Annotated in this window: 24 protein-coding genes; 10 read left to right on the top strand and 14 right to left on the bottom strand. The window is 53.7% G+C overall.

Features of this window, described 5'->3' with window-relative positions:
* The first annotated feature begins 14 nt into the window (after positions 1-14).
* The gene (locus DK507_RS03135; RefSeq protein WP_109354714.1) at positions 15-953 is read left to right on the top strand and encodes a 2-hydroxyacid dehydrogenase; all 939 of its coding nucleotides are present in this window, start codon (positions 15-17) and stop codon (positions 951-953) included.
* A 231-nt stretch (positions 954-1,184) separates the two neighbouring features.
* Here the strand turns inward: DK507_RS03135 and DK507_RS03130 are convergent, their stop codons facing one another.
* Positions 1,185-1,457 carry a hypothetical protein gene (locus DK507_RS03130; RefSeq protein ID WP_109354713.1) on the bottom strand — a complete coding sequence of 91 codons (273 nt, stop codon included), beginning with the start codon at positions 1,455-1,457 and terminating at the stop codon, positions 1,185-1,187.
* Between DK507_RS03130 and DK507_RS18195 the strand changes: the two genes are divergently transcribed.
* Positions 1,364-1,837, top strand: a complete 474-nt coding sequence (locus DK507_RS18195; protein WP_109354866.1) for a cupin domain-containing protein — start codon at positions 1,364-1,366, stop codon at positions 1,835-1,837. The genes DK507_RS03130 and DK507_RS18195 overlap by 94 nt on opposite strands.
* On the opposite strand, the gene DK507_RS03120 is transcribed toward DK507_RS18195, so the two are convergent.
* Together DK507_RS03120 and DK507_RS03115 are read right to left on the bottom strand one after the other, a co-directional pair.
* Positions 1,746-3,047, bottom strand: coding sequence for an acetyl-CoA hydrolase/transferase family protein (locus DK507_RS03120; protein ID WP_109354711.1), 1,302 nt, complete (start codon positions 3,045-3,047; stop codon positions 1,746-1,748). The genes DK507_RS18195 and DK507_RS03120 overlap by 92 nt on opposite strands.
* 10 nt (positions 3,048-3,057) lie before the next feature.
* Positions 3,058-4,134 (bottom strand): NAD(P)-dependent alcohol dehydrogenase, encoded by a 1,077-nt coding sequence (locus DK507_RS03115; RefSeq protein WP_109354710.1) that lies wholly within the window; start codon positions 4,132-4,134, stop codon positions 3,058-3,060.
* A 266-nt stretch (positions 4,135-4,400) separates the two neighbouring features.
* On the opposite strand from DK507_RS03115, the gene DK507_RS03110 reads away from it, so the two are divergent.
* Genes DK507_RS03110 through DK507_RS03100 form a run of 3 tightly spaced genes read left to right on the top strand, consistent with a single transcriptional unit; the run spans position 4,401 to position 8,747 of the window.
* The gene (locus tag DK507_RS03110; protein ID WP_109354706.1) at positions 4,401-5,138 is read left to right on the top strand and encodes an ABC transporter ATP-binding protein; all 738 of its coding nucleotides are present in this window, start codon (positions 4,401-4,403) and stop codon (positions 5,136-5,138) included.
* The gene (locus DK507_RS03105) at positions 5,132-7,516 is read left to right on the top strand and encodes an ABC transporter permease (RefSeq protein WP_109354704.1); all 2,385 of its coding nucleotides are present in this window, start codon (positions 5,132-5,134) and stop codon (positions 7,514-7,516) included. Before DK507_RS03110 ends, DK507_RS03105 begins: the two co-directional genes overlap by 7 nt.
* A gap of 4 nt (positions 7,517-7,520) precedes the next feature.
* A complete protein-coding gene (locus DK507_RS03100) occupies positions 7,521-8,747 on the top strand; it encodes an efflux RND transporter periplasmic adaptor subunit (RefSeq protein WP_109354703.1) in 1,227 nt (408 codons plus the stop codon).
* A 34-nt stretch (positions 8,748-8,781) separates the two neighbouring features.
* Here the strand turns inward: DK507_RS03100 and DK507_RS03095 are convergent, their stop codons facing one another.
* Entirely contained in the window at positions 8,782-9,882 is a 1,101-nt protein-coding gene (locus DK507_RS03095; RefSeq protein ID WP_109354702.1) for a L,D-transpeptidase family protein, read from the bottom strand.
* A gap of 86 nt (positions 9,883-9,968) precedes the next feature.
* Between DK507_RS03095 and DK507_RS03090 the strand changes: the two genes are divergently transcribed.
* Positions 9,969-10,595 carry a murein L,D-transpeptidase catalytic domain family protein gene (locus tag DK507_RS03090; RefSeq protein ID WP_109354701.1) on the top strand — a complete coding sequence of 209 codons (627 nt, stop codon included), beginning with the start codon at positions 9,969-9,971 and terminating at the stop codon, positions 10,593-10,595.
* A gap of 21 nt (positions 10,596-10,616) precedes the next feature.
* Positions 10,617-10,850, top strand: coding sequence for a hypothetical protein (locus tag DK507_RS03085; protein WP_109354699.1), 234 nt, complete (start codon positions 10,617-10,619; stop codon positions 10,848-10,850).
* Positions 10,851-10,896: 46 nt separating this feature from the next.
* On the opposite strand, the gene DK507_RS03080 is transcribed toward DK507_RS03085, so the two are convergent.
* The 7 genes from DK507_RS03080 to DK507_RS03050 all read right to left on the bottom strand — a co-directional run bounded on the left by DK507_RS03080 (position 10,897) and on the right by DK507_RS03050 (position 16,941).
* Complete coding sequence (locus DK507_RS03080) at positions 10,897-11,259, bottom strand: YqjD family protein (protein ID WP_109354698.1); 363 nt, start codon at positions 11,257-11,259, stop codon at positions 10,897-10,899.
* A 108-nt stretch (positions 11,260-11,367) separates the two neighbouring features.
* Positions 11,368-11,961, bottom strand: coding sequence for a hypothetical protein (locus DK507_RS03075; protein WP_216822322.1), 594 nt, complete (start codon positions 11,959-11,961; stop codon positions 11,368-11,370).
* Between the two features lie 134 nt (positions 11,962-12,095).
* A complete protein-coding gene (locus tag DK507_RS03070; protein WP_109354697.1) occupies positions 12,096-13,865 on the bottom strand; it encodes a SulP family inorganic anion transporter in 1,770 nt (589 codons plus the stop codon).
* A 7-nt stretch (positions 13,866-13,872) separates the two neighbouring features.
* Complete coding sequence (locus DK507_RS03065) at positions 13,873-15,150, bottom strand: FAD/NAD(P)-binding oxidoreductase (RefSeq protein ID WP_109354696.1); 1,278 nt, start codon at positions 15,148-15,150, stop codon at positions 13,873-13,875.
* Between the two features lie 29 nt (positions 15,151-15,179).
* Positions 15,180-15,587: a DUF6691 family protein gene (locus tag DK507_RS03060; RefSeq protein WP_109354695.1), complete on the bottom strand. Its 408-nt coding sequence runs from the start codon at positions 15,585-15,587 to the stop codon at positions 15,180-15,182.
* Positions 15,584-16,024, bottom strand: a complete 441-nt coding sequence (locus DK507_RS03055) for a YeeE/YedE family protein (RefSeq protein WP_109354692.1) — start codon at positions 16,022-16,024, stop codon at positions 15,584-15,586. The genes DK507_RS03060 and DK507_RS03055 overlap by 4 nt, the downstream gene beginning before the upstream one ends.
* On the bottom strand, positions 16,024-16,941 hold the full coding sequence (locus tag DK507_RS03050) for an MBL fold metallo-hydrolase (protein ID WP_109354690.1): 918 nt from the start codon (positions 16,939-16,941) through the stop codon (positions 16,024-16,026). Before DK507_RS03050 ends, DK507_RS03055 begins: the two co-directional genes overlap by 1 nt.
* Positions 16,942-17,042: 101 nt before the next feature.
* Between DK507_RS03050 and DK507_RS03045 the strand changes: the two genes are divergently transcribed.
* Positions 17,043-17,675, top strand: coding sequence for a peroxiredoxin (locus DK507_RS03045; RefSeq protein WP_109354689.1), 633 nt, complete (start codon positions 17,043-17,045; stop codon positions 17,673-17,675).
* Positions 17,672-18,070 carry a metalloregulator ArsR/SmtB family transcription factor gene (locus DK507_RS03040; RefSeq protein ID WP_109354687.1) on the top strand — a complete coding sequence of 133 codons (399 nt, stop codon included), beginning with the start codon at positions 17,672-17,674 and terminating at the stop codon, positions 18,068-18,070. The genes DK507_RS03045 and DK507_RS03040 overlap by 4 nt, the downstream gene beginning before the upstream one ends.
* 218 nt (positions 18,071-18,288) lie before the next feature.
* Here the strand turns inward: DK507_RS03040 and DK507_RS03035 are convergent, their stop codons facing one another.
* Genes DK507_RS03035 through DK507_RS03025 form a run of 3 tightly spaced genes read right to left on the bottom strand, consistent with a single transcriptional unit; the run spans position 18,289 to position 21,877 of the window.
* Complete coding sequence (locus DK507_RS03035) at positions 18,289-19,536, bottom strand: lipase family protein (RefSeq protein ID WP_216822321.1); 1,248 nt, start codon at positions 19,534-19,536, stop codon at positions 18,289-18,291.
* Positions 19,537-19,568: 32 nt separating this feature from the next.
* Positions 19,569-20,771, bottom strand: coding sequence for an acyl-CoA dehydrogenase family protein (locus DK507_RS03030; RefSeq protein ID WP_109354685.1), 1,203 nt, complete (start codon positions 20,769-20,771; stop codon positions 19,569-19,571).
* Complete coding sequence (locus tag DK507_RS03025; RefSeq protein WP_109354684.1) at positions 20,768-21,877, bottom strand: acyl-CoA dehydrogenase family protein; 1,110 nt, start codon at positions 21,875-21,877, stop codon at positions 20,768-20,770. The genes DK507_RS03030 and DK507_RS03025 overlap by 4 nt, the downstream gene beginning before the upstream one ends.
* A gap of 170 nt (positions 21,878-22,047) precedes the next feature.
* On the opposite strand from DK507_RS03025, the gene DK507_RS03020 reads away from it, so the two are divergent.
* Entirely contained in the window at positions 22,048-22,689 is a 642-nt protein-coding gene (locus DK507_RS03020) for a TetR/AcrR family transcriptional regulator (RefSeq protein ID WP_162558862.1), read from the top strand.
* The last annotated feature ends 13 nt before the right edge of the window (positions 22,690-22,702 follow it).

Here is a 22,702-nt window from a genome sequence, read left to right as displayed (position 1 = left end):
GAGGCAAGTTTTACATGACCGATCAGACTAAAATACTGGCGATGCATCCCGAAATGCACACGCTGTTTCCCAACAAGCCAGATCGCTGGGAATTTATCGACACGTCCGAAGACATTGATCAGGTAATTTCCAATAACGGGCATGCAGTAGAAATTCTGCTCTCGGCCAGCATTGAAAAGCTCGACAAAGATATGCTTGGCCGCTTTCCAAACCTAAAAATGATCGCCTCGATCTCGGCTGGATTTAGCAACATTGATCTCGATGAATGCAAAGCCAGAAGTATCAAGGTAACAAATTCCCCCGGAATGAATTCCGGAGATGTCGCGGACGTTGCCGTGACGATGATGACATCCCTGCTTCTGAAAATTCCGCAGAATCACGACTATGTGATGTCAGATAGCTGGGTGACCAAAGCTGGTCCGCTTCGCCACTCGTTGCGGGGTATGTCGGTAGGTATCGTTGGATTGGGTTCAATCGGTAGAGAGGTTGTCAAACGTCTTGAACCATTTGGTGTTGAACTAAAATGGTGGGGGCCGCGGAAGAAAGAAAATGTCGAGCTTCCCTATGTCGCATCTCTGGATGATCTGGCCGAACAATCACGCGGTTTGATAATATGCTGTCGGCCCGATCAGTCGACCTATCATCTTATCAACGAGAGTTTGCTTAATCGGTTGGGTAGCGACGGCATATTGGTCAATGTCTCAAGGGGCAGTGTGGTCGACGAACCAGCGTTGATCGCCGCGTTGAAATCGAGATCCATAGGTGGGGCAGGTCTTGATGTATTCGATCCTGAACCAACTAGTGGTTCCAGATGGACAGATGTGCCCAATGCCATCCTGTCCCCTCATCAAGGCGGATCCACATATCAGACACTATTTGCTCAAGCCCAGCTGGTTCAAAACAACATTGAGAATTTTCTGGATGAAAGGCCATTGCTGAGCAGCGTGCTATAGAATTTAACGTCCGCTTTTGCGCCAAAGCGGACACTAACGTTATGACCGCTTTGCGCCCCAATCTCGGACGTCAAGATTGACTCCGTTGTATCCCGAAAGCGGACATTTTTGTTATCCAGTTTGGCAGTCAGAAATATGCAACTAGCGGAAGCTCAAGGCATGGCAGCCGTTCCCAAAAAACAATTCTGGAGTACTACCATCATCTCCCGCAAAAAACCGCTTAAAGAGAATTCACTGACTGCTTGGCCCGAAGGTTTCGAAATGGATTTGATCGGCAGGTGCCCCGCGTTCTTCCAACCCTGATTGGATCGTAGCGAGAAATGCTGTCGGGCCGCATAGCATGTAGTGTGCGTCGGGGCCTGCGCCCAGCCCGATCAACCCTTCCGGCGTGATCCGTCCAGGAACATCGAATTCGATACCCTCGTTGTCGCTTTTCAACGGCTGACTGTAGTAGATTACCTTTTGCAGATTCTGATGCGCATCGCGACTATCCAGCCGGAACATATGTCCGAAATCCAATCGGTACAGATCACAAACCTCACAGTGACAATGGTTATATCATATTCGTTAAACTTCATCAGTTCAGTGAGAATGACACCAGACAGTTTTCCATCGACACAAATACAGCAGGATTCCGAGAAACCGAAATAGCTGGGGTTTGGCAACTACCTCTCCACAGTTTTGAGCAAGGGCATTGTGCTCTGATTCGACTAAATCCGGGTGCAGTTCTTGATCCAGATACCGGCTTGCCGGGTGATGAGTTACTGGTGCTGAATATCGCGACTTTAGTCATTAGCGTATCGTGTCCGCCAATTGCGCGCGGAATTTCGGATGCGCCAATTCGATCAATGCCTCGGCCCGCTGAGTCAATGATTTGCCTTTAAGGTCGGCAAAGCCATATTCGGTGACGACAATATGCGTGTCATTGCGCGGCGTCGTGACCGGACCATCGAGCGTTGGCACGATCCGCGACACAGTCCCGTTCTTTGCCGTGGACCGGCAGGCGATGATGGATTTACCGCCTTTCGAAGCCGTGGCACCGCGGACAAAGTCCAGCTGTCCCCCCGCGCCGCTATATTGGCGGCCCATCAGATGTTCCGAATTGCAGGCACCACCAAGATTGACTTGCAGCGTCGCATTCACCGACACGACATTGTCATTCTTGGAAATATGGCGCGGGTCGTTGACAATATCGACCGGCGCGCTGTGCATGGTGGGATTATCGTCTAGAAAATCATAAAAGGCGCGATCTCCCATCGCGAAGGTAAAGACACTACGGCCATGATAAGTGGTCTTCGCCTGATTGGTCGCCGCTCCGCATTCCGCCAGACGCGCCAGGGCTGGGGTCATCAATTCTGTATGGATGCCCAGATCCTTGCGATCCTCCAGCAGCGCACAAACCGCACTAGGCAAAGTACCGATCCCCATTTGCAGACAGGCGCGATCATCAATCATGCCCGCAATGGTGGATGCAATCTTTTGTTCCTCTGCGATGATCGCCGGGCAGGTCTCCTCCCCGAGTGGGACATTATTCTCAACTATGGCATCAACCTCAGAAATATGGAGCAGTGACTCTCCAAAAACCCGGGGCATTTTCTCATTCACCTCAACGATCAGGTTTTTCGCGCTTCGGGCTGCGGTTGATGAATAGTCGTTGCTGGTGCCAAAGGTGAACCAGCCGTGGCGGTCCATGGGTGATACGGTTGTGATAAAACTGTCGAGCGGGACTTTGTCTCTCAGCAATTGCGGTGAATCGCTGAATGCGACGGGCACGAATTCAACCGGCGGGATGCCTTTGCGGGAAGCATCTTTAAGCAGCGCCCGTTCTATGGAACTGAGGAACATGCAATGCGGGCGGACATGGGCCAATAGACCGGGCCGCAGCACGGTTTTTCCGGCATGGGCCATGGAGTGAAAATACCACAGTTTGAGATCGCTCAGATCGCCTGCCTCCGCGCGTGCCGCCAAAGCGGACAGCAAAGCAGGCGGTTCGGCAACCGCCATGCCCATGGCGATATGGGACCCTGATGGAATGCCATATACGGCTTTGGCGGCGCTGGTCAGCTTGGCCGCATATTGCTCTTCGAAAGCCATCAACTGGCGATCAGGGCTGCACGGCGATTTTCAGCACGCCGTCGCGTTGATTGGCAAACAGGTCATAGGCTGTTTCGATATCATCAAGTGCAAAATGATGGGTGACCAGCGGGCTTGCATCGACACGGCCAGACCCGATCACATCCATCAACCGGCGCATACGTTCCTTGCCGCCGGGACAAAGCGTGCTGACAATGGTGTTGTCCCCCAGACCGGCCGAAAAAGCATCTAGCGGTATCGTCAGGCCTTCGGAATAAACGCCAAGCGAAGACAGTGTCCCGCCAGGCCGCAATACCCTGAGTGCTCCTTCAAATGTCTGTGTTTTACCCAAGGCCTCTATCGATACGTCCACTCCGCGACCATCTGTAATCCGCATGATTTCGTCGACGGGATCGACCTTGCTGAAATCGATAACATGATCCGCGCCCATGCTTCGCGAAATGTCCATCCGTTCAGGAATTGATTCGACCGCGACGATAGTAGTGGCGCCCATCATTTTTGCGCCAGCCGTTGCACAAAGGCCGATGGGGCCTTGCGCGAACACCGCAACCGTGTCGCCAATTTGAATCTTGCCCGATTCCGCCCCGCTAAACCCGGTCGACAGGATATCGGGACACATCAACACCTGTTCGTCGGTCAACCCATCCGGCACCGGCGCAAGATTGGCCATCGCATCCGGCACTTTGAGATATTCTGCCTGTGCGCCGTCAATTGTATTGCCAAACCGCCAACCCCCTACGGCTTTCCAGCCATGATCATCTTGACCACCGCATTGAGAATGAAAACCGCACATCGAGGCATAGGACGTCCCCGTCGGTGTGATGGCCCCTGCGATCACCCGCTGGCCTTCTGTAAACCCTTCAACCGCGGAACCCATTTTTTCAATGATTCCAACTGGTTCGTGGCCAATGGTGAGGCCGCTTTCCACGGGATATTCACCCTTCAATATATGGATATCCGTTCCGCAAATGGTCGTCGTCGTAATTCGGATCAACGCATCAAGCGGACCAATGTCGGGAATCGGCTTTTCACCCAATATGATCCTGCCGGGCTCGATGAAAATCGCCGCTTTCATATGGTTTTCCATTGGGGGCTCCATAGCAATGTCAGATATGGGCCGGAAAATTAAGGAAAATGAGTGAAGGCGTCTCTACGCAATTGCGCGTAGTATCGATCGTGAGCGGCGCGGCCATTCCGTAACAATACTTATCGCTCACGCGACGCTTGCGGCCTAAATTCCCTATTCTCACAATCAATTATAGGCAATTATGGGAAGATCAGCGTGCTGAAACTTGGGGACAATTTGCAGGTTGTCAGTGTCAGCACAAAAAAGCTGACCGGTTTCTGCGCCTAATGTCCCTGCCTTTGGAATCCGCGACGATAGAGCGCGACAGCCTTTATTCCATCCGCGGTCTGACGAAAATCTATGGTGAAGGACCAACCGCGGTTTCCGCTCTGCGCGGCGTCGATCTGGACCTGCCAAAATCCGCCATGGTCGTGTTGCTCGGAGCAAGCGGGTCGGGCAAGTCTACCTTTCTCAACATCATCGGCGGGCTGGACGAAGCAACCGCCGGAACGGTAATGTTTGAGGGGCAGGAGCTGACCGCGTTCGACCCGTCTGCATTGACCGAATATCGGCGCAATTCGGTCAGCTTCGTGTTTCAATTCTACAATCTGGTCGCCTCTCTGACCGCGCGGGAAAATGTTGCGCTGATCACGGAGATTGCCGAAGACCCGATGAGGCCAGAAGAGGCACTGGCCATGGTGGGGCTGGAAAGCCGTATCGATCATTTTCCGTCCCAGCTTTCCGGTGGTGAGCAGCAACGCGTTGCCATCGCCCGTGCCATTGCCAAGCGGCCGAAAGTCATGCTGTGCGATGAACCAACAGGAGCGCTTGATAGCGAAACCGGGGTTAGGGTTCTGGAGGCGCTGGATCAAGTCAACCGGGAGCTTGGTACCACGACGTTGCTCATCACGCACAATGTTGTGATTGCCGATATGGCCGACAGGTTACTGCGCTTTGCCGATGGAGCGCTGGTTGAAGATCGCGACAACACGGAGCGCGTCGCGCCGTCGGCGATGCAATGGTAAGCCCACCAACCTGGCTGGGGTCGCTGGACCGCAAACTACTGCGCGATATTTGGCGCCTGCGATCGCAGGCACTGGCCATCGCACTGGTCATTGCCGCCGGGATCGGGATGGTGGTGATGTCGTTCGGCATGCTCCGCTCTCTCGAGGCCAGCCGCGATACCTATTATGACCGCTACCGCTTCGCCGACATTTTCGCATCTGCCGTCCGTGTGCCCGATAGCCTGCTGGAGGACATTCGCGCGATTGATGGCGTCAGCGTCGTTGAGGGCCGCCTGACCAGCGGCGCGACGCTTGACATTCCGGGGATATCCGAACCGATAACCGCGCGCATACATTCTTTGCCTGAGTCCGGCATGCCGGCTGTTAATGCCCTGGTCCTGCGTAGCGGTCGGTTGCCGGATCCTGGCCGCCCAGACGAAGTGCTTGCCAGTGAAAAGTTTGCCGAGGCCGCCCGCATAGGAATTGGTGATGATATTGATGGGCTGCTCTACGGGACCAGGCAAAAATTTCGCATCGTGGGGACCGTGCTCTCCCCCGAATATGTCTATGCCATCGGCCCGGGCCAGATATTCCCGGACAATCGCCGCTTTGGCATATTGTGGATGGGACAGGAGCATCTCTCCGCCGCGCTGGATTCGACCAACAGCTTCAATGAAGCCCTGATCCGGTTGGAACGCGGTGGCAATGTGCAGGACGTGATCGACCGGGTGGATGTCATCCTCGAACGCTATGGCGGACGTGGCGCCACACCGCGGAAAGACCAGCTTTCTGACCGTTTTCTGGAGAATGAACTGACTCAGCTCAGCAGCATGACCGCCATTCTTCCACCGATATTTCTTGGCGTCGCGGCCTTCCTGATAAATATGGTCCTGTCACGACTGGTGGAATCGGAGCGGGAGATTATCGGCCTGCTGACTGCCTTCGGTTATCGCAGCCGGACTATCATGTTTCACTACGCCAAACTGGCGCTGGTGCTGTCTCTCCCCGGGCTTGTGCTCGGCCTCTTGTTAGGTTCATGGATGGGTCGGGGACTGGCCGGCCTGTACCAGGATTTTTTCGTCTTCCCGTTCCTCACCTACCGTGCGGGCTTTGACGTGTTTTTCATCTCCTGCATGGTTGCGATTTTCGTTGTGTTGCTGGGTGCAGCGCAAACCGTCCGACGGATTGGCAAGCTGACCGCTGCCGAGGCCATGCGTCCGCCGGTGCCGCCCAATTATTCCGGCGGGTTTGCCCGATTGGTTGGACGGATTAAAGGGCTGGATGAACCGACGCGAATCATCCTGCGAGGGGTGGCTCGCCGGCCCTTGCGATCCATGCTGGGATCGGTCGGCATCGCGGCTGCGCTAGGTCTGTATATCACGTCTGCCGGATCTACGGACAATGTCCGCATGATGTTTGACCTGATGTTCGATCAGGCCAATCGAGCGGACGTTAATGTGGTCTTTTCTGAAGATCGCGATGATCGAGCTCTGTTTGAACTTGCGCGATTGCCCGGTGTGATGCGGGTCGAACCGGTGCGCTATGTCGGTGCCAAACTGAGCGCAGGTCATCGTTCCAAATCCGAAACGATCACGGGGATGAAACCGGCTAACGATCTTAACCGCTTGGTCGATTTGGACAATGGCGTTGTCGAACCGCCGATGCAGGGTCTGATGATATCCTATAGCTTGTCGAACGAGCTAAATGTCGGGCCAGGGGATCTGGTGGATATTCAAATCACTGACGGACGCCGACCCCATGTCACCATGCCGGTGACCAGCATACTCAGCAGTCCGGTGAGCAGTCCAGCCTATGTCGATTTCAAAAATCTGGGCCCGATCATGCGGGAAGGAGCATTGTCTTCCGGCGCCTATCTGAGCGTGGACGCGAACGAGACCGACAAGCTGTACCGGCGGCTGAAAGACATGCCAATGATTGCCGGTTTCTCTCAACGAGCCGCCGCTCTGCGCGGTAGTGAGGAAACGATTGCCGAAACTAGGGGTATCGTCCAACTGTTCAACGTCGCTTTCTCCGGCCTTATCGTCTTTGGCGTAGTCTATAATAACGCCCGGATAAGCCTCGCCGAGCGCGCCCGTGATCTCGTTTCGCTCCGCGTGCTCGGCTATCGTCGATCCGAAGTTTCTTATATATTGTTGGGCGAGCTTGCGCTCATCGTATTGGCCGGACTGCCACTCGGCATGATGTTCGGATATTATCTGTCGAAGCAAATCAGCGAAGCTGTCAGCGGGGATCTCTTCATTATCCCCTTTGCCCTTTCGGCCGCCACCGTCGCTTTTGCAATATTGGTTGTGCTGGCAACCGCCGTATTGTCAGCCATATTCGTCAAGGGACGGCTAGACGGGCTTAATCTTGTCAGCGTGTTGAAAACGAGGGAATGAAGTAATGGCCAGTAAACAATTCCGCCGCCCGGGGCCAAAAATCCTGATCGGAGCAATCATATTGCTGATATTGGTTGCGATTTTCTTTGCCGTCCGCACTCCGCCGATTGATGTCGATACCGCAGAGGTGGTTGAAGTCCCGCTGCTGGTGACGATCGATGACGAAGGCGAAACGCGGGTCCGCGACATATTTATCGTTACCGCACCGATTAATGGCCGGTTGCTGCGGGTGGAGCTGGAAGCAGGCGATGAGGTCGTGGCAAGCCAGACGGTGGTCGCGCGCATGATGCCGGCGCAACCCGATTTTCAGAACCCGCGCAGCGAAGCCGAAATTCGTGCAAAGATCAGGGCACTGCAAGCCACCGTGCGATCGTCTGCGGCAAGGATCAACCAGGCCAAAGCGGATCGGAAACTGGCAGCCGCCAATTTCGAGCGAACCGACGCCATATTCAAACGCGGCTTTGCGACGAAGACCGAGCATGATGCAGCCAAGGCAGCGCGCGACAGCAGCGTCGCGCAAGTGACAGAAATTTTGCAAGCTCACGAAACCGCCCAATTCGAGCTTAAAGCCGCTCAGGCCAGTCTGATGGGTCCATCCTTTGGCAATGGCCGGGACAACGCACTCAACATTACGTCGCCCGAAAGCGGATCGGTGTTGCGGGTAACGCAAGAGAGTGAAACCCTGCTGGCCGCCGGAGCAACAATAATGGAACTGGGTAATCCCGCTGATATTGAGATTGTCACCGATCTTTTATCCAGCGATGCGGTTAAAATAAAGCCGGGTAACGATGTGCTGATCGACAATTGGGGTGGTGAGCGTCCGCTCAAAGGCAAGGTTCAGCGGATAGAACCGTTCGGCTTCACCAAAATTTCGGCCCTCGGCGTTGAGGAACAGCGGGTGAATGTTATCATAGACTTTGTCGATCCTCAGACGGCAAGGGAGCGCCTGGGCCATGGCTATCGGGTGATAGTCCGGGCGGTCGAATGGTCTGGGGACAATGTTATCCAAGTGCCGATTAGTGCATTGTTCCGTGACGCTGGAGACTGGTCTGCTTTTGTGATGGATAATGGGAAAGCAAGGCTGGTTCGGGTAAAGGTCGGCCGAATGAATGATGAGCGCGCACAGATCACAGAAGGCTTGAAAGAAGGAGAAACCGTAATACTGCATCCGAGTGAAAAGATTGAGGACGGAACAAGGATCAGACTAAGAAAAGGCTCTGACGGTGGATAGCACAGGAACGGCTTTTCCAAACTGAGCAACAGCTTCAATGTTTTTTGAACACAAGAGTATCGCGGCGGTAGATGTCAGGGTGAAAAATCAAACTGGCATCGTCGGTCCCTTCCACCGTAAAATAAGCGATATAAATCGGGATGGATTCAGCCATATTCAGCGCTTTGGTGTGACCTGCATTCAATATTTCGTCTACTTCTTCACCCGAATGATCATTTGCCAATAGTGTTTTGGCAAAACCGATGGCGTCGTCCACCCTGACACATCCGTGACTGTAGGTTCTGACATCGTTGGCGAATAGTTTCTTGTTTGGCGTATCGTGTAGATAGACCGAATGAGCGTTCGGCATGATCAATTTCATCAACCCCAATGCATTGCCTGGCCCCGGTTGCTGGCGATAGCGACCGTTTTGGAGAACATAGCCTTTCCGGCGGGCGGTTGCCGGACGATTACGAACCATCGCGCCGATCCCTTCAGCCACGATCGAAGAAGGGATTTCCCACCAGGGATTGAAAATGACACCGCTGACTTTGGCATCAAATACCGGTGTCGGTGTCTCTGTCTTGCCGACAATAACAGGCCACGAGCGTATTTTTCTATGATTTTCCCATAGTGTGACTTCAAAGCTGGCGACATTGACTATCAGATAGGTTTCACCGAGATAATGCGGCATCCAGCGCCATCGTTCCATATTCAGAGCTATTCGCGCACGCTTCTGTGAATCGGTTTCCGTTCTCAATGCTTTTTTAAGTGCTTGATAATGAGGGTTTTGCGGTTTGTACGCGTCGTATAATGGCCCAAGTTCGTTCCTGCGTAGTGCCAGAGCTATCAACTTCTCATTGTCAATCAGATGGTCGCGGCTTTTGATATGCCACTGTGCGCGGCTCAAGTCCTTAAGGCATCCATCCAGATATGTTCGTGCGAGCTGTATGGCGGCAGCAGTTGCGGCACTTCCGTCTTCAAGAGGAAAATTACTTGATATCTGGCAATCGCCAAGGCTTTCCGCCGGCATATCGTTGATCAGCGCCTTCAAATGAACGACTTGAGCAGGAGTCCATTGCATCCGATTTTGTGGCTCAGCCGAAGCTGTTTCAACCGAGAATAGAACAGCGATGAAAATAAGCAGTTTTCTCATTCTCCCCTTGTTTCGGGCGCGCTTCCTCCCCACAATCAGTATATCTACCTAATCCCAAGCATACCGGATTCTGTTAGAATTTTAAGATGAAACGCAGAACATTACTGAAAACAGGCCTGTTGGGATTTGGTGCTTTGGTAGCGCCTACACTGCCAGCTATCGCCAAAACGCCGTCACTGCTTGATCCCAATTTGCTGAAAAAGGCCAAGGCGGCTCTGGACACACATCATCTGCCGATCAAACACACTGATGTGATCGGGATTGCGGATTATGCATTGCATTCGGCCAAACCCCGCTTTCATCTGGTCGACCTGATGAACGGTCGTACGACATCATTTCTGGTCGCGCATGGTAGGGGATCGGACAAAAGACATACTGGCTGGCTACAAAAATTTTCCAACATACCTGGTTCAGAGGCTTCTTCGGGTGGGAGCTATGTAACCGGGCAGGCTTATATTGGCAAACACGGCCGTTCCCGCCGTTTGGCCGGACTGGACCCAAGCAATGACCTAGCTTATCAGCGCGCCATCGTGATCCACGGCGCGTGGTATGTCGATAGCAAGATGGTGAAACAATACGGAAAAGTAGGGCGCAGCCAAGGTTGTTTCGCTTTTTCAGAAACCGATTTGGACCATATTCTGCAGCGGCTTGGCACCGGGCGAATGCTTTTCGCTGACAAGGGCTCAAACGAAATCGGTACTGCACTGATTTAGGTATATCTGCGGATAGCATCCTTGAGCACGGCAGGTGAATTTGGTTTTAGTCTCAACGGAATTGTCATGGCTCAAATAGTGCAACAAAACCCGGGGCGCCCGAACGAATTGCCGACCTCGCCGCCATCCGAAACCCCGCCACTGGAACCGGACCGGATCGACGATCCGGGATCACCCGAAACACCGCCCCTCCAACCAGAACAACCACCCCAGCGGCCACCGGAATATCCCGTGCCTGACGAACTGTCCGATTAATCTAAAGCCCGATGACAGCGATGAAACGATCAGTCCAACCGATCGACTAGGGTTTGGCCCCATTTTGCGCCCACATGGCCAAAGCACCTATGGCGAGACCTGCGCCCGTTGCGGCCACTATGCTTGCAAAGGGATGTTGCTGCACTTCACTGGTAATTGCGTCTTTCCTCTGTTCTCCAGCCTCGCGGAGCTGTTCACTGCGTTCCCGCAACAACTCACCTTTTTCCTTGAGCGTTTCTGCAGCTCTTTCGGTCCATTGCTGCATCCGTTCGGATGCATCGTCGGCGAGATCGTCCTTCAAACCGCGAATGTCTTCTTGCAGGCGTTCCAGATCGCTGCGGATGACAGCAATCTGACTGCCATAGTCGTGATCATGTTGGGGATGGCTTACCACTGCTTCTTCATTCATGGCTATCGTTCCTTCTTGTTTGTTTGATTGTAACACCTGTGGCGCAAATTATGCCCTCAGGATGACCCGGTCATTACGTAATAGCCACTAGATCGGCGGATCCGGTTATCAGCGTTTCGGCCATTCAATCGTCGGCCCCAGATCGACCATGACTTGCCGTGCATTGAAAACCTTCTGGCCATCTTGCGGCATTGGCCCTCTGCCCATTTTTATCTCCGTATGCGCTTCGAATTTTTCGACTGTCCGGACATCAACATCATAGGTCCAAAACCGGCTTCCGACATGAGGATGCCAGGTGGTCCAACCACCTCCGCGATAATAGCGCCAATGCGGCTGCCAATAGAGATAGCCCGAACCATACCAGGGGTCATAGCGCGGCGACCGATCAACATAGGTCCGCCGGTCCCGTTCGGTCCGATGGTCGATCAGCATGAACCATTCATAGCCATTTTGGTCGGTAAGCTCTGCCGCGCGGTAGAGCAGATAGCCCTCGACGCGATCGCGCGAGGTAAAAATATTTCCGGCGAAACCGACCCGATATCGATCTTCGGCCAACCGTTTGTCTGAATAGCCGCCAGAAATTTTCTGGCCAAAGAGATTGGGCTGATAGGGCGTTGCACTGGCACAGGCGACCAGCATTAGCGTCAGCATCACGGTCAGGATCGACCGGGCGCGCGCGCCAAAGGAGCGCAATAAGGGCATGATTAATCTCCCACAAGTCTGCACTGCTGGTCGGAACCAGAGCACCACAGTTTCCACCGGCGGGTCATTCCTGTCTCTACGTATTTATTCGGAGCGAGGGTGTTTGACCTGGATCGATTGCCAAATTCTTTTGATTATATCAGCCCCCTTTCGCGCCATATATCTTCACCATTATCAGCCGCGTCCTGGTGGTTGCTCGCTTCGATAAGTTTCTTGCATGCGGTGTTTTGGGACAGAAAAACCTGGCCCGTTAATTCATCAAGAAAGTGCGATCTTTTCAGGCGGTCCATAACTGGCCCTTTCACTTCGGAGAAATGCAGACGGATATTGGCGTCATCAAGCCTGTGATTGACCGCTTCGATGCTTTCCAGCGCAGATGCATCAATAGCATTGACGGCCGAGCACATCAGGATCACATGACGGACGTCCTTGTGGTCAGCGACCTGTTCCAATATGAATTCTTCCAGCCAGCGCGCGTTGAGATAGGTTAGGCTTTCATCGATCCTGATTGTCAAAATACGCGGATCGGTGAACACCTTATGGCGGTCAATATTACGAAAATGCTCTGTTTCGGGCACGCGTCCGACAATCGCGGCGTGGGGCCGCGAGCTGCGCCACAAAAAAAGCGCAAGGCTAAGAGCGACGCCTGCGATAACGCCGGGTTCAACCCCGGCAAGAAGAGTAATGCCAATGGTTGCTGCCATCGCAGCAAAATCGGTTTTGGAGTAGAGCCAGATGGTGCGCGGTGTTTTTAGATCAACCAGACTGAGTACCGCGACAATGATGGTTGCTGCTAGGGTAGCGATCGGTAGCGAAGCCAGAAATGGCGTGAGAAACAGAGCAGCGATAGCGATACCGATGGCGGTAAAAGCACCAGCGGCTGGCGTTTCAGCACCGGCATCAAAATTGACGACTGATCGCGCAAACCCACCGGTCACTGGATAGCCACCGGAAAATGCCGCGGACAAATTGGCTGCGCCCAAACCGACCAGTTCCTGATCCGGGTCGATACGCTGGCGCCGTTTTGCAGCCAGAGTCTGCCCGACCGATACTGATTCAACAAAGCCGATAATGCTGAGTAGTAAGGCCGGAATGGCGAGTTTCTGCCATAGCTCGAGATCAATCAATGGTACAGAAAAGGGTGGCAGGCTCTGTGGAATATCGCCAACCACTTGTACGCCTTTGGCCTCCAACCCCAGCGCAATCGTGGCAATTGTCGATACCGCAACGGCGGTGATTGGTCCGGTTTTGGCAGTCAGATCTGCAGCGCGGGGTTTTAACCCAAGGCGTATGAGAAGCGGCTTCAATCCCTTTCGAACCCAGAACAGAAAGGCGGTAGCCAGCACGCCTATGACAAGCGTCGGGACATTTACTGTGCCGATCGCCGCGAACAGGCTTGTTATGAGCTCAGGCATCGCAGCGCCGCTGGCTTTGACGCCAAGAATGGATTTTAACTGACTGGTTGCGATGATGATACCGCTGGCGGTTATGAACCCGGATACTACCGGATGCGATAGCAAATTGGTGAGAAAGCCGAGTTTGAACAATCCCATCAGCAACAGGAATAAACCTGACAGCAGCGCAAGCACCAAAGCGGCTGCGATAAACTGAGCGCTTCCTGGCGGGGCGATGGTACTCGCGGCGGTCAGGGTCATAAGCGATACAACTGCAACAGGACCAACCGCCAATGTTCGGCTGGTGCCAAATATCGCATAGGCAATCAGCGGCATGATCGACGCATAAAGCCCAATCTGTGCCGGTAACCCTGCGAGCATGGCATAAGCCAGGCTTTGCGGGATCAGCATGATCGTGACAATTATGGCCGCAACCCCGTCGTTGGTAAGGGTGGTCGCATTATAGGTTCGACCCCATTCGAGGATCGGAAAATATCTCGACAGCTTCATTTGCACGTCAATTCGCACCAATATGATGCGGTTTGACCATCCATTCGCGCCCCTTGAGCATCCCATGCCAGTAAACCGGCGGCAGGATCGTATCCTTCAGCAACCATGCCAGCCGGGAGGGGCGCGTGCCATTGATCAACCATGTGGGAAAGCTCGGTAACAGCTTTCCGTCATAGCCGAATTCGGCGAGGATGATCTTGCCGCTTTCCACTGTCAGCGGGCAGCTGCCATAGCCATCATAGTCGGCCACTGGCGGCTTGCTTTCCAATGCGGCCAACGCATTGACTGCGACCACCGGTGCCTGCTTGCGTGCGGCCGCCATGGTTTTGGCGTTGGGTGCGCTACAGGCGTCGCCGAGCGAGAATATATTCGGGTATGTCCTATGTCGCAATGTTGTCTGATCGACATCGACAAAACCGTTTTCTGCGGCGAGCGGGCTTGATCGTATGAAATCGGGAGCGCTTTGGGGCGGGACGACATGGATCATGTCAAATGCTTCCTGTATGCGCTTGATCCTGTCTCCGTCTTTTTGTTCGAAAGTCGCGGTTTTGGCATCGCCATCAACGGCGACAAGCGTCGATTGAAAGTTCAGATGCGCATCATAGCGCTCGACATATTCCATCAGCGCCGGCACATAGTCCTGCACACCAAATAGCACCTCGCCAGCATTGTGAAATTGCACATCAATTTTTTGCAAAATGCCTGCCTTTTCCCACCGGCTGCAGGACAAATACATGGCCTTTTGCGGCGCACCGGCACATTTGATCGGCATGGGCGGCTGTGTGAACAGTGCGCGCCCCTTCCCCAAATCCCGAACCAGACTATTTGTGTAGGGGGCAAGATCATAGCGGTAATTGGACGTGACGCCGTTTGTCCCAAGCGCCTCTGGCAGGCCTTCTATCGCGTCCCAGTCTAATTTGATCCCAGGGCAGACGATCAGCACATCATAGCTGATTTTTTGACCGTCTGCCGTCAGAACAAGCTGGCTCTCTGGATCGAATGTTTTGGCTGCGGTCTTGATCCATTTGGCGCGGCTGGGGATCAGGCGTCTTTCTTCACGCCGGGTGAAGTCCAGAGAGAACACACCGCCGCCAACCATTGTCCAGCCGGGTTGATAATAGTGAACGTCAGACGGCTCAATGATGGCCAGTGTAACATTCTGGTTGCGCTTGAATATACTCGCAGCGGTCGCAATGCCGGCCGAGCCGCCACCGACAATGACAATATCAAAATTGCTTTGCTCACTTGCCGTGACTGGTCCTCTAATATTTCCATCACTTGCCATTGAACATCCTTCCCGATGATTTGCATGGATCAGTTTGTAACGCGGTGGGCCAGCATTCCTGCCAACATGGCTGCAACGAACACCAAAGCGGGCAGGGGATTGATGGCTAAATCAGCCAATCCCGGACCGGGGCAAAGACCGCTTATGCCCCAGCCGGCACCAAACAGCACCGCTCCGATCGCGAGCTTGCGATCCAATTTCTGTGTTCCCGGCAAGGAAAAATGGGCGTCTGCAAATGGCTTTTCGATCCGCCGCTGGACCAGCCATGCGATTGCCATCGGAATGATCGCGCCGCCCATGACAAAGGCAAGCGTGGGATCCCAATTGCCAAAAAAATCGAGAAATCCCTGGACGCGCGCGGGATCGGACATGCCGGAATAGGCAAGGCCAGCGCCGAATATGCTACCGGCAACAAGTGCGATAAAAAAGCGGATCATAGCAAGCCACCCAAGCGCATCAGCCCAACCGTCGCAAAGCCGCTTGCCATAAAGATTGCCGTAGCGGTGAGCGAACGCCGCGAGAGCCTCGACATGCCGCAGACACCATGCCCACTGGTGCAGCCTGAACCGAGCCGCGTACCGAACCCGACGAGCAGGCCGCCGACAATCATCGGGACCACCGATGGTGGAAAGCGCGTTACAACACCGCCGGTTGCAAGGGACACCAAAAATGCTCCCAGGGGCAGGCCGATGACGAAAGCGATCGCTATGCTTCGTGGCGCGCCGCTATCTGCAATAGCCGTCGCCCGCGCCGCAAGTCCGCTAACGCCGGCGATACGCCCAAGGCCAAGCAGCATCAATGCTGCGGCAGCGCCGATCATCAGACCGCCAATAAGGCCTTCAACCGGCATCGCGTGAGGAAAAGCGGCGAGCATCAGACGCCGTTCAACGGCAGTTTGAGATAGCGGACACCATTATCCTCGGCCGGCGGCAGATGACCCGCACGCATATTGACCTGAACCGATGGCAGGATCAGGCGTGGCATATCAAGCGTTTTGTCACGCGCGGTTCGCATCCTGACAAAGTCATCCTCGCTTATCCCGTCATGGGCGTGAATATTGCCTTCCCGCTGCGCAGCGACCGTAGTTTCCCAGACATATTGGTCGCGACCTTCCGGCAGATAGTCGTGGCACATGAAGAGACGGGTGGTTTTGGGAAGCTCTAATATCCGGCGGAGTGAACGAAATAGCTGGCGCGCGTCACCGCCCGGAAAATCAGCCCGGGCAGAGCCGTAGTCGGGCATGAACATGGTGTCGCCAACAAACACCGCATCGCCGATCACATAGGCTATGTCGGCCGGTGTGTGACCCGGAACATGCATTACCGTCACATCGATATTGCCAATTTTGAACGTGTCGCCATCCGCAAAAAGATGATCGAAATCAGACCCGTCACGTTGAAATTCGGTGCCTGCATTGAACAGCTTGCCAAACACTTGCTGGACGGTGACAATATGCTCGCCAATGGCAATTTTTCCGCCGAGCTTCTCCTGCAGATAGGGCGCCGCCGAAAGGTGATCTGCATGGGCATGCGTTTCCAGAAGCCATTCAACCTCCAGGCCCTGATCCTCCACATACTGGATCACATCGTCTGCGGATTCGAAAGATGTTCGTCCAGACGCGGGGTCAAAATCAAAAACACTGTCTACAATCGCTGCCTTTTTCGTTTCTTCATCATGGACCACATAGGTGACTGTGAATGTCGGTTGGTCAAAAAATGCCTTGATCATGGGGATGTTTTGCTGCGCTGAAGACACTTGATTCGAGGCATGAGTAAGTACCGAGTCGGTCATGGGATATCCTCTTACATTCATAATTACATAAATCGTGTAATACATTATATATGTTGCGTCAATGGGATCGCGATGCCAAACCGGTGCCAGAGGAAGACAGAATGACAGAAGAACAACCCAATATCCCAACAATGCTGCGCGTCGGCGATACGATTCCCGACTTTGAAGCCCGTACGACACATGGCCCGATCAAGCTGTCCGATTATCGGGGCCGTTGGTTGATATTCTTCTCCCATCCAGCTGATTTCACGCCAGTATGCACGACAGAATTCATCGCTCTCGCGAGCAAGGCGGATGCCTTTGAGAAACTGGATTGCGCTCTGGTCGGTCTATCAGTTGACAGTCTATATTCGCATCTGGCGTGGGTACGCGTCATTCAGGAACAGTACGGGGCAGCGATATCCTTTCCGATCGTAGAAGATCCCAGCATGGCCGTCGGCAAAGCCTTTGGCATGATCGATGAAAATGCGACTGACTCTACTGCGATGCGCACAAGCTATTTTATTGATCCCGAGGGAGTCATTCGGGCAACGACCTGCTATCCCTACAATGTCGGGCGATCGGTTGATGAAATGATCCGCCTGCTCACCGCTTTGCAAACAGTTGCGGACGGAGAAGCTCTTGCGCCAGAGGGGTGGCAGCCTGGCGAAGACCTGCTTGCAGTGCCCCCAGCCTCCGTTGCGGATATTGACGATAGTGAAGACTGGTTCTGCCGAAAGGTGACCCCGGCATGAGCGCACTGTTCGAAAGCCGGGAATTGGCAGACCGCGCCAGTGAAAAATTGAAAGCCTATGCACAGCCGCAAAGGCTTATGATCCTGTCATTTCTCGCTGGCGGAGAAAGTACGGTCAGTGAAATCGACAATGCAACGGGCATCGGGCAGCCCGCGTTGAGTCAGCAATTGGCCGCGCTTAGACGAGCAGAAATTGTGAAGACGCGCCGGGATGGAAAGCAAATCTGGTATGAGCTGGCCGATGATACGGCGCGTTTGTGCGTCAATACCATGGAAGTTATATTGAAAGATAACCCTGATAAACAGCAGCTCTTGGAAGCTGCAGCACCTGAAACGCTCCACAAAAAAGGTGGCTGTCCAACCGCTGGAACCGCCGGCTTTGCCAAAATCCTTTAAGCGGCCGAATGATTGGCCGTTCCTCACTCATGGACCAGCAGCAATCAGATCAGTACTTCAGCAACTGTCGCTGATTGAACACGGATTTTGAGTCCGAAATCCTACCGCAGTCTCAAACAGAGGAATCGTTTTCAAAACCAAAGTCCGCTTCCGGGACAAAGCGGACATTATTACGACCATGATCAATTTACTGGACGAAACTGTCCGATTGTCCTTGGTTAGAATGGTAAGGCGCCACAATTGCTTTCAATTTCATCTCCCGCGAAAGCCGCCTTGACAAAGGATAACGTGTCGCCAGTTGACCCTGGAACAACGGCGCGGTGGTCCAGCGTAGGGTAGAGTTTCGATACGATATTAGATCCTGCTTTGCAGGCGCGCTTGACAAATGCCGACTGCATGCGTGGCGGGGTGTCCTTGTCTTTTGCACCCGTGCCAACAAATGTCGGAACGGGAAGTTTGAGTGTTGGATAGCCCATTTGGGAAAAGGCCGAATAAAGATGCTCATCCGGAGCCTGTTTGAACACCCTATCATGAGTTAGTTTTTCTGCGATCACCTTGGCTTTCACGTCTTTATGGCAGGTATTTTGAACGGACTGGGCAATGGGCATGACTTCATCGGATACATAGTCGCCCAGTTTGAATTCCTTGTTGATCCGTTGAACCAGCGAAAGGGCGAGCAGATTATATCCCAACATCGGATCAACCCGGTCTCGCGGACGGCTTTCTTGCAGAGCAATCAGGGCCTCGGGAGAGAAAAATGGCACACCGGTTGCCACCGCACCGACGATATTGACATCCGGTGCATATCCCTCGGCATAAGCCGCGGTGGCTATGGCAGCACCAGCGCCTTGCGATTGGCCGAACAGAACGACCTTGTCTGATACCGGAAATTCGGATGACTGGACGGCCCGAATGATGTCGAGATTACTATAGGCTTCCGGGCGCGTAGCAAGATAGGGATGCGTTCCGGCGGTTCCCAGGCCTTGATAGTCGGACGCAACCACAGCATAACCATTCTTGAGCCAGAATTCGAGATGATCACGATCCTGCTGCTGCCTTCCATTCCAAGACGGAGCGCAGATGTCCGCTATCCCGACCGTACCATGTGTCCATGCCATAAGCGGCCAGCCGCCGGCTGGCGCAGCGCCTTCGGGCAAAAACAGAACGCCGGAAACGGGCAATAGCGCCTCGCCATCCAGCCCATCGGTTGACGAATACAGCAGGCGGACATTCTCGCCCGCTCCGGGATTGGATTGTTGCTCGTTCAACGGTTCTTTTCTCAAGAGCATACCCGGCGCTGCCAAGGCACCGTCATAGCTGTAGAAATCTGAGAGATAGCTGTCACCCAGCGTCATATTGGAAGGTGGGTTATCCGCCTTTACCATTGATGCTGTCTCGTCCATGGTCGAACAACCGGCCAACAGCAGGCTTGAGGCAATCGCTACAATTTTTAGACTATTCTTCATAAACTTGGCTTTCCATATGGATGGTCATGTTATTAGCTGGATTTCACATCGCGAAAGGCAGTGTTGCGATCCAGATCCGGCCCCTTGGGCAGGTTCAATACCCGCTCGGCAATGATGTTTTTCTGAATTTGGTCAGTGCCACCGCCGATGCTGTTCATATAGGCCTTGGCTGCGTCGAAATTCACATTAGCGGCGTCCAGGCTTTCTTCACCATCGAGCAATGCCTCGTTGCCCATCAAATCCGTCGCTATGGCCGCTTCGCCATGCTGGATACGCGACATGGCAAGCTTCCCCAATGACATGAGCGACGATGATCCGTTTTTCAGTATCTCTTCCTTTGCCCGCTCCATGTTCAAATTGTTAAGCTCACGATAGGCTAGCGCCTGAGCAATTTTCTGCCGGACGGCTGGATCGTCATATTTGTCATATTTGCGCGCCAGTCTGATCAACTGCGGTTCACTGTCTGCCTTGGACTTGCCCTGGCGCTCAGTAATACCTTGCCCCATGATCAGTCGTTCATAGGCAATGGCGGTCTGGAAAGATGTCCAGCCTTCATTGAGATTGCCGATAATATGCGAAGCGGGAACGCGCGCTTCAGTAATGAAAACCTCGTTAAATTCGGATTCCCCGGTGATCTGGTTGATCGGCTTTACCTCAACACCATCCTGCTTCATGGGGAACAGAAAGAACGTGATGCCGCGATGCTTGGGCACGTCCCAATCTGTCCGAGACAACAGCATGCCATATTCGGCTTCCTGCGCGTTCGAGGTCCATATCTTCTGGCCGGTGATGACAAACTCATCCCCATCCGGGATCGCTTTTGTCCGAACGCCTGCAAGGTCCGAACCGGCATTGGGCTCTGAATAGAGCAGGCAGCAAATCGGGCCTGTGAGCAGTGTTGGCAACATCGCGCGTTTCAATTCATCGCTGCCAACCTTGAACACCGTGATGGCACCCAAATGAAAGCGGTCACGCGAATGGCCCGGCGCCTTGCACTTTGCGAAAGCCTTTTCGATTATTCTGGCCTGTTTTTGACGAAGGCCCAGTCCGAACCATTCGGTCGGCCAGGTCGGCACGCAGAAACCTGCTTCGAAAACTGTTTTGAGCCATGTTGCTTCGTCATAGCTGCTATCGCCTTTTGCGCAGCGGCGATCTGAATCCCAATGCGCATCGAGCCATGTATCGACAGCATTTTCTATCTCTTCCGGCGAGCTGTTTCTATCGCATATGGTCATAAAGCTGCCTCCCGCGCTTTGAGATATTGTTCCCGGTAGTGATCAGAATGTCCGAACAAAGGGATGCTCGCGCGCGCTCTGCGCCAATAGAGATGCGCAATATGCTCTTCAGTATAGGCGATCCCGCCATGCATCTGGATGGCCTGCGCAGAAACAGCGCGAAAGGCATCTTTGCAAGTGAAAGCGGCAAGCGCGACAAACTTTGCAGCATCAACAGACCCAGCATCTATCATTCTCGCGGCAGTTAGGGCTGCAGACGTGGCAGATTCGACTTCCACCAACAGCTCCGCGGCCATATGTTTCATGGCCTGAAAGGACCCAATCGGGCGTCCAAATTGATAGCGCGTGCGCAGATATTCCATCGTGATGTCGAAAATGGCGCGGGCCGCCCCCGCCTGTTCGGCTGCTGCGGCTGCGATGCTTCGCATCGACGCCTGCCCGAGGCCGGAGGGTGCAAGGCCTTCCAGCTTAACCGCTTTTGCATCTGTTAGATGCAGTCGTGAGAGCCGCTGGGCCGGGTCATTGCTGGTCATGGGACTAACGGACACATTTTCAGAAGCGCTGATCAGATAGAGGGCTTGTGACCCGTTTTCCATCGTCCCAAGCAAATGATAGTCGGCATGACCGCCATGCGGCACGTAGGAAACGTCCCCACTAACCGCCCAGCCATCATTACCATGTGTTGCCGACAGGCTGTTTTCGTCATCGGCATAAGGGATGCAATCACCCGCTCCGCCGACCGAAACAACAAGCGTGCCGCCGGAAATTTTCGGGAGCAATTCCCGTTGTACCGAAACAGGTGCGAAACGCGCAATCAGTTCTGCGGCCACCACGCAAGTTGAAACATAGGGCACGGGTAGAAGTTTCTTGCCGATTTCCTCAGCCACCAACGCAACGTCAACGGCACCGCCGCCTATGCCACCCAGATCTTCGGGGACAGCAATACCGAGCAGGCCCATTGCCGCCATCTGCCCCCAAATGCCTTCATCATAACCGCGTTCCGACGCTATTCCCTGGCGCAGTTTTTCCTCATTCGCGTTGGTTTCAAGAAATCTGGCAAACCCGTCTCGCAACGCTTGGCGATCATTGTCTGAAATCTGGCTCATGTTGTGATGATCCCCTTGGCGCCGAAGTTCTGGTTTTGGGCTTTACAAATCAGAGGACTCGCGTCATAGAATGAAACCCGAACAAGTGTTCGTGTTTTAAGCAAAGCAAATTTGCAGAGTCAAGACACTGTTCGGGGAGGGGGAATTTAATGTCAGGCATCGTCAGGAAAATGCCAAAATCCGTTGATTTGCGACGTACCCCGCAACAGGGGCGCGGCAAAGAAAGCCGTTCCAGAATATTGGATGGCGCCAAGAAAATTCTTTCACAAGGTGGAATTGAAAAGTTCAACATGCGTCGGATATCTGCCGCATCCAGCGTCGGATTGAGTACGATTTACGATTATTTTCCAAGCAAGACATCGGTTTTGCAAGTTTTGCTGGAAGAGCGTTTGAAGCTGCAACTCGCCATATTTGACCATACGATTGCCAATATTCCGGCGGAAGCAAAGCTACCCGAATTCATTGATACCTATCTGCAAAATATGCGCAGCGAGGGCATGTGGTCCGCTTATGATTCCGGACTTAATGCCGCTGCTAGACAAGATGATAGTCTGCAGGATCTGTTCGATTGGCATGAAGAGGAAACGATCGACCGTTATGTCCGTGCATTTCGATTGGCAGGGTCCAATTGGGCCGACGCTGATCTGCGTACTGCTGCGTCTTATCTGATTTCGATTTCTGCTCAGTTTGAACCAGGGGCTGTGCCGTCGACGGACAAAGACGAGCGAAAGCTGATGCTAGAGCTGGTGCATCAGACCTTCGCCATGGTCCTCAAAAAACTGCTGGATGGGGGAACCAAACCAAACGGTTAATGCCAGTCGGGAA

It is taken from the genome of Sphingorhabdus sp. EL138 (assembly GCF_900258045.1).
Lineage (GTDB): Bacteria > Pseudomonadota > Alphaproteobacteria > Sphingomonadales > Sphingomonadaceae > Parasphingorhabdus.
The sequence above is the reverse complement of the archived record's forward strand: the minus strand, read 5'-3'. Positions and strand labels throughout refer to the sequence as shown.

Coding starts and splice junctions, on each gene's coding strand:
- DK507_RS03105 (WP_109354704.1), top strand. CDS start 5,132: ATGGTAAGCCCACCAACCTGGCTGGGGTCGCTGGACCGCAAACTACTG.
- DK507_RS03040 (WP_109354687.1), top strand. CDS start 17,672: ATGAGCGCACTGTTCGAAAGCCGGGAATTGGCAGACCGCGCCAGTGAA.
- DK507_RS03135 (WP_109354714.1), top strand. CDS start 15: ATGACCGATCAGACTAAAATACTGGCGATGCATCCCGAAATGCACACG.
- DK507_RS03065 (WP_109354696.1), bottom strand. CDS start 15,150: ATGGCAAGTGATGGAAATATTAGAGGACCAGTCACGGCAAGTGAGCAA.
- DK507_RS03030 (WP_109354685.1), bottom strand. CDS start 20,771: ATGACCATATGCGATAGAAACAGCTCGCCGGAAGAGATAGAAAATGCT.
- DK507_RS03070 (WP_109354697.1), bottom strand. CDS start 13,865: ATGAAGCTGTCGAGATATTTTCCGATCCTCGAATGGGGTCGAACCTAT.
- DK507_RS03025 (WP_109354684.1), bottom strand. CDS start 21,877: ATGAGCCAGATTTCAGACAATGATCGCCAAGCGTTGCGAGACGGGTTT.
- DK507_RS03045 (WP_109354689.1), top strand. CDS start 17,043: ATGACAGAAGAACAACCCAATATCCCAACAATGCTGCGCGTCGGCGAT.
- DK507_RS03020 (WP_162558862.1), top strand. CDS start 22,048: ATGCCAAAATCCGTTGATTTGCGACGTACCCCGCAACAGGGGCGCGGC.
- DK507_RS03055 (WP_109354692.1), bottom strand. CDS start 16,024: ATGCTCGCCGCTTTTCCTCACGCGATGCCGGTTGAAGGCCTTATTGGC.
- DK507_RS03115 (WP_109354710.1), bottom strand. CDS start 4,134: ATGGAAAACCATATGAAAGCGGCGATTTTCATCGAGCCCGGCAGGATC.
- DK507_RS03080 (WP_109354698.1), bottom strand. CDS start 11,259: ATGAATGAAGAAGCAGTGGTAAGCCATCCCCAACATGATCACGACTAT.
- DK507_RS03130 (WP_109354713.1), bottom strand. CDS start 1,457: ATGTTCCGGCTGGATAGTCGCGATGCGCATCAGAATCTGCAAAAGGTA.
- DK507_RS03050 (WP_109354690.1), bottom strand. CDS start 16,941: ATGACCGACTCGGTACTTACTCATGCCTCGAATCAAGTGTCTTCAGCG.
- DK507_RS03095 (WP_109354702.1), bottom strand. CDS start 9,882: ATGAGAAAACTGCTTATTTTCATCGCTGTTCTATTCTCGGTTGAAACA.
- DK507_RS03060 (WP_109354695.1), bottom strand. CDS start 15,587: ATGATCCGCTTTTTTATCGCACTTGTTGCCGGTAGCATATTCGGCGCT.
- DK507_RS03075 (WP_216822322.1), bottom strand. CDS start 11,961: ATGCCCTTATTGCGCTCCTTTGGCGCGCGCGCCCGGTCGATCCTGACC.
- DK507_RS03120 (WP_109354711.1), bottom strand. CDS start 3,047: ATGGCTTTCGAAGAGCAATATGCGGCCAAGCTGACCAGCGCCGCCAAA.
- DK507_RS03035 (WP_216822321.1), bottom strand. CDS start 19,536: ATGAAGAATAGTCTAAAAATTGTAGCGATTGCCTCAAGCCTGCTGTTG.
- DK507_RS03110 (WP_109354706.1), top strand. CDS start 4,401: ATGTCCCTGCCTTTGGAATCCGCGACGATAGAGCGCGACAGCCTTTAT.
- DK507_RS03100 (WP_109354703.1), top strand. CDS start 7,521: ATGGCCAGTAAACAATTCCGCCGCCCGGGGCCAAAAATCCTGATCGGA.
- DK507_RS03090 (WP_109354701.1), top strand. CDS start 9,969: ATGAAACGCAGAACATTACTGAAAACAGGCCTGTTGGGATTTGGTGCT.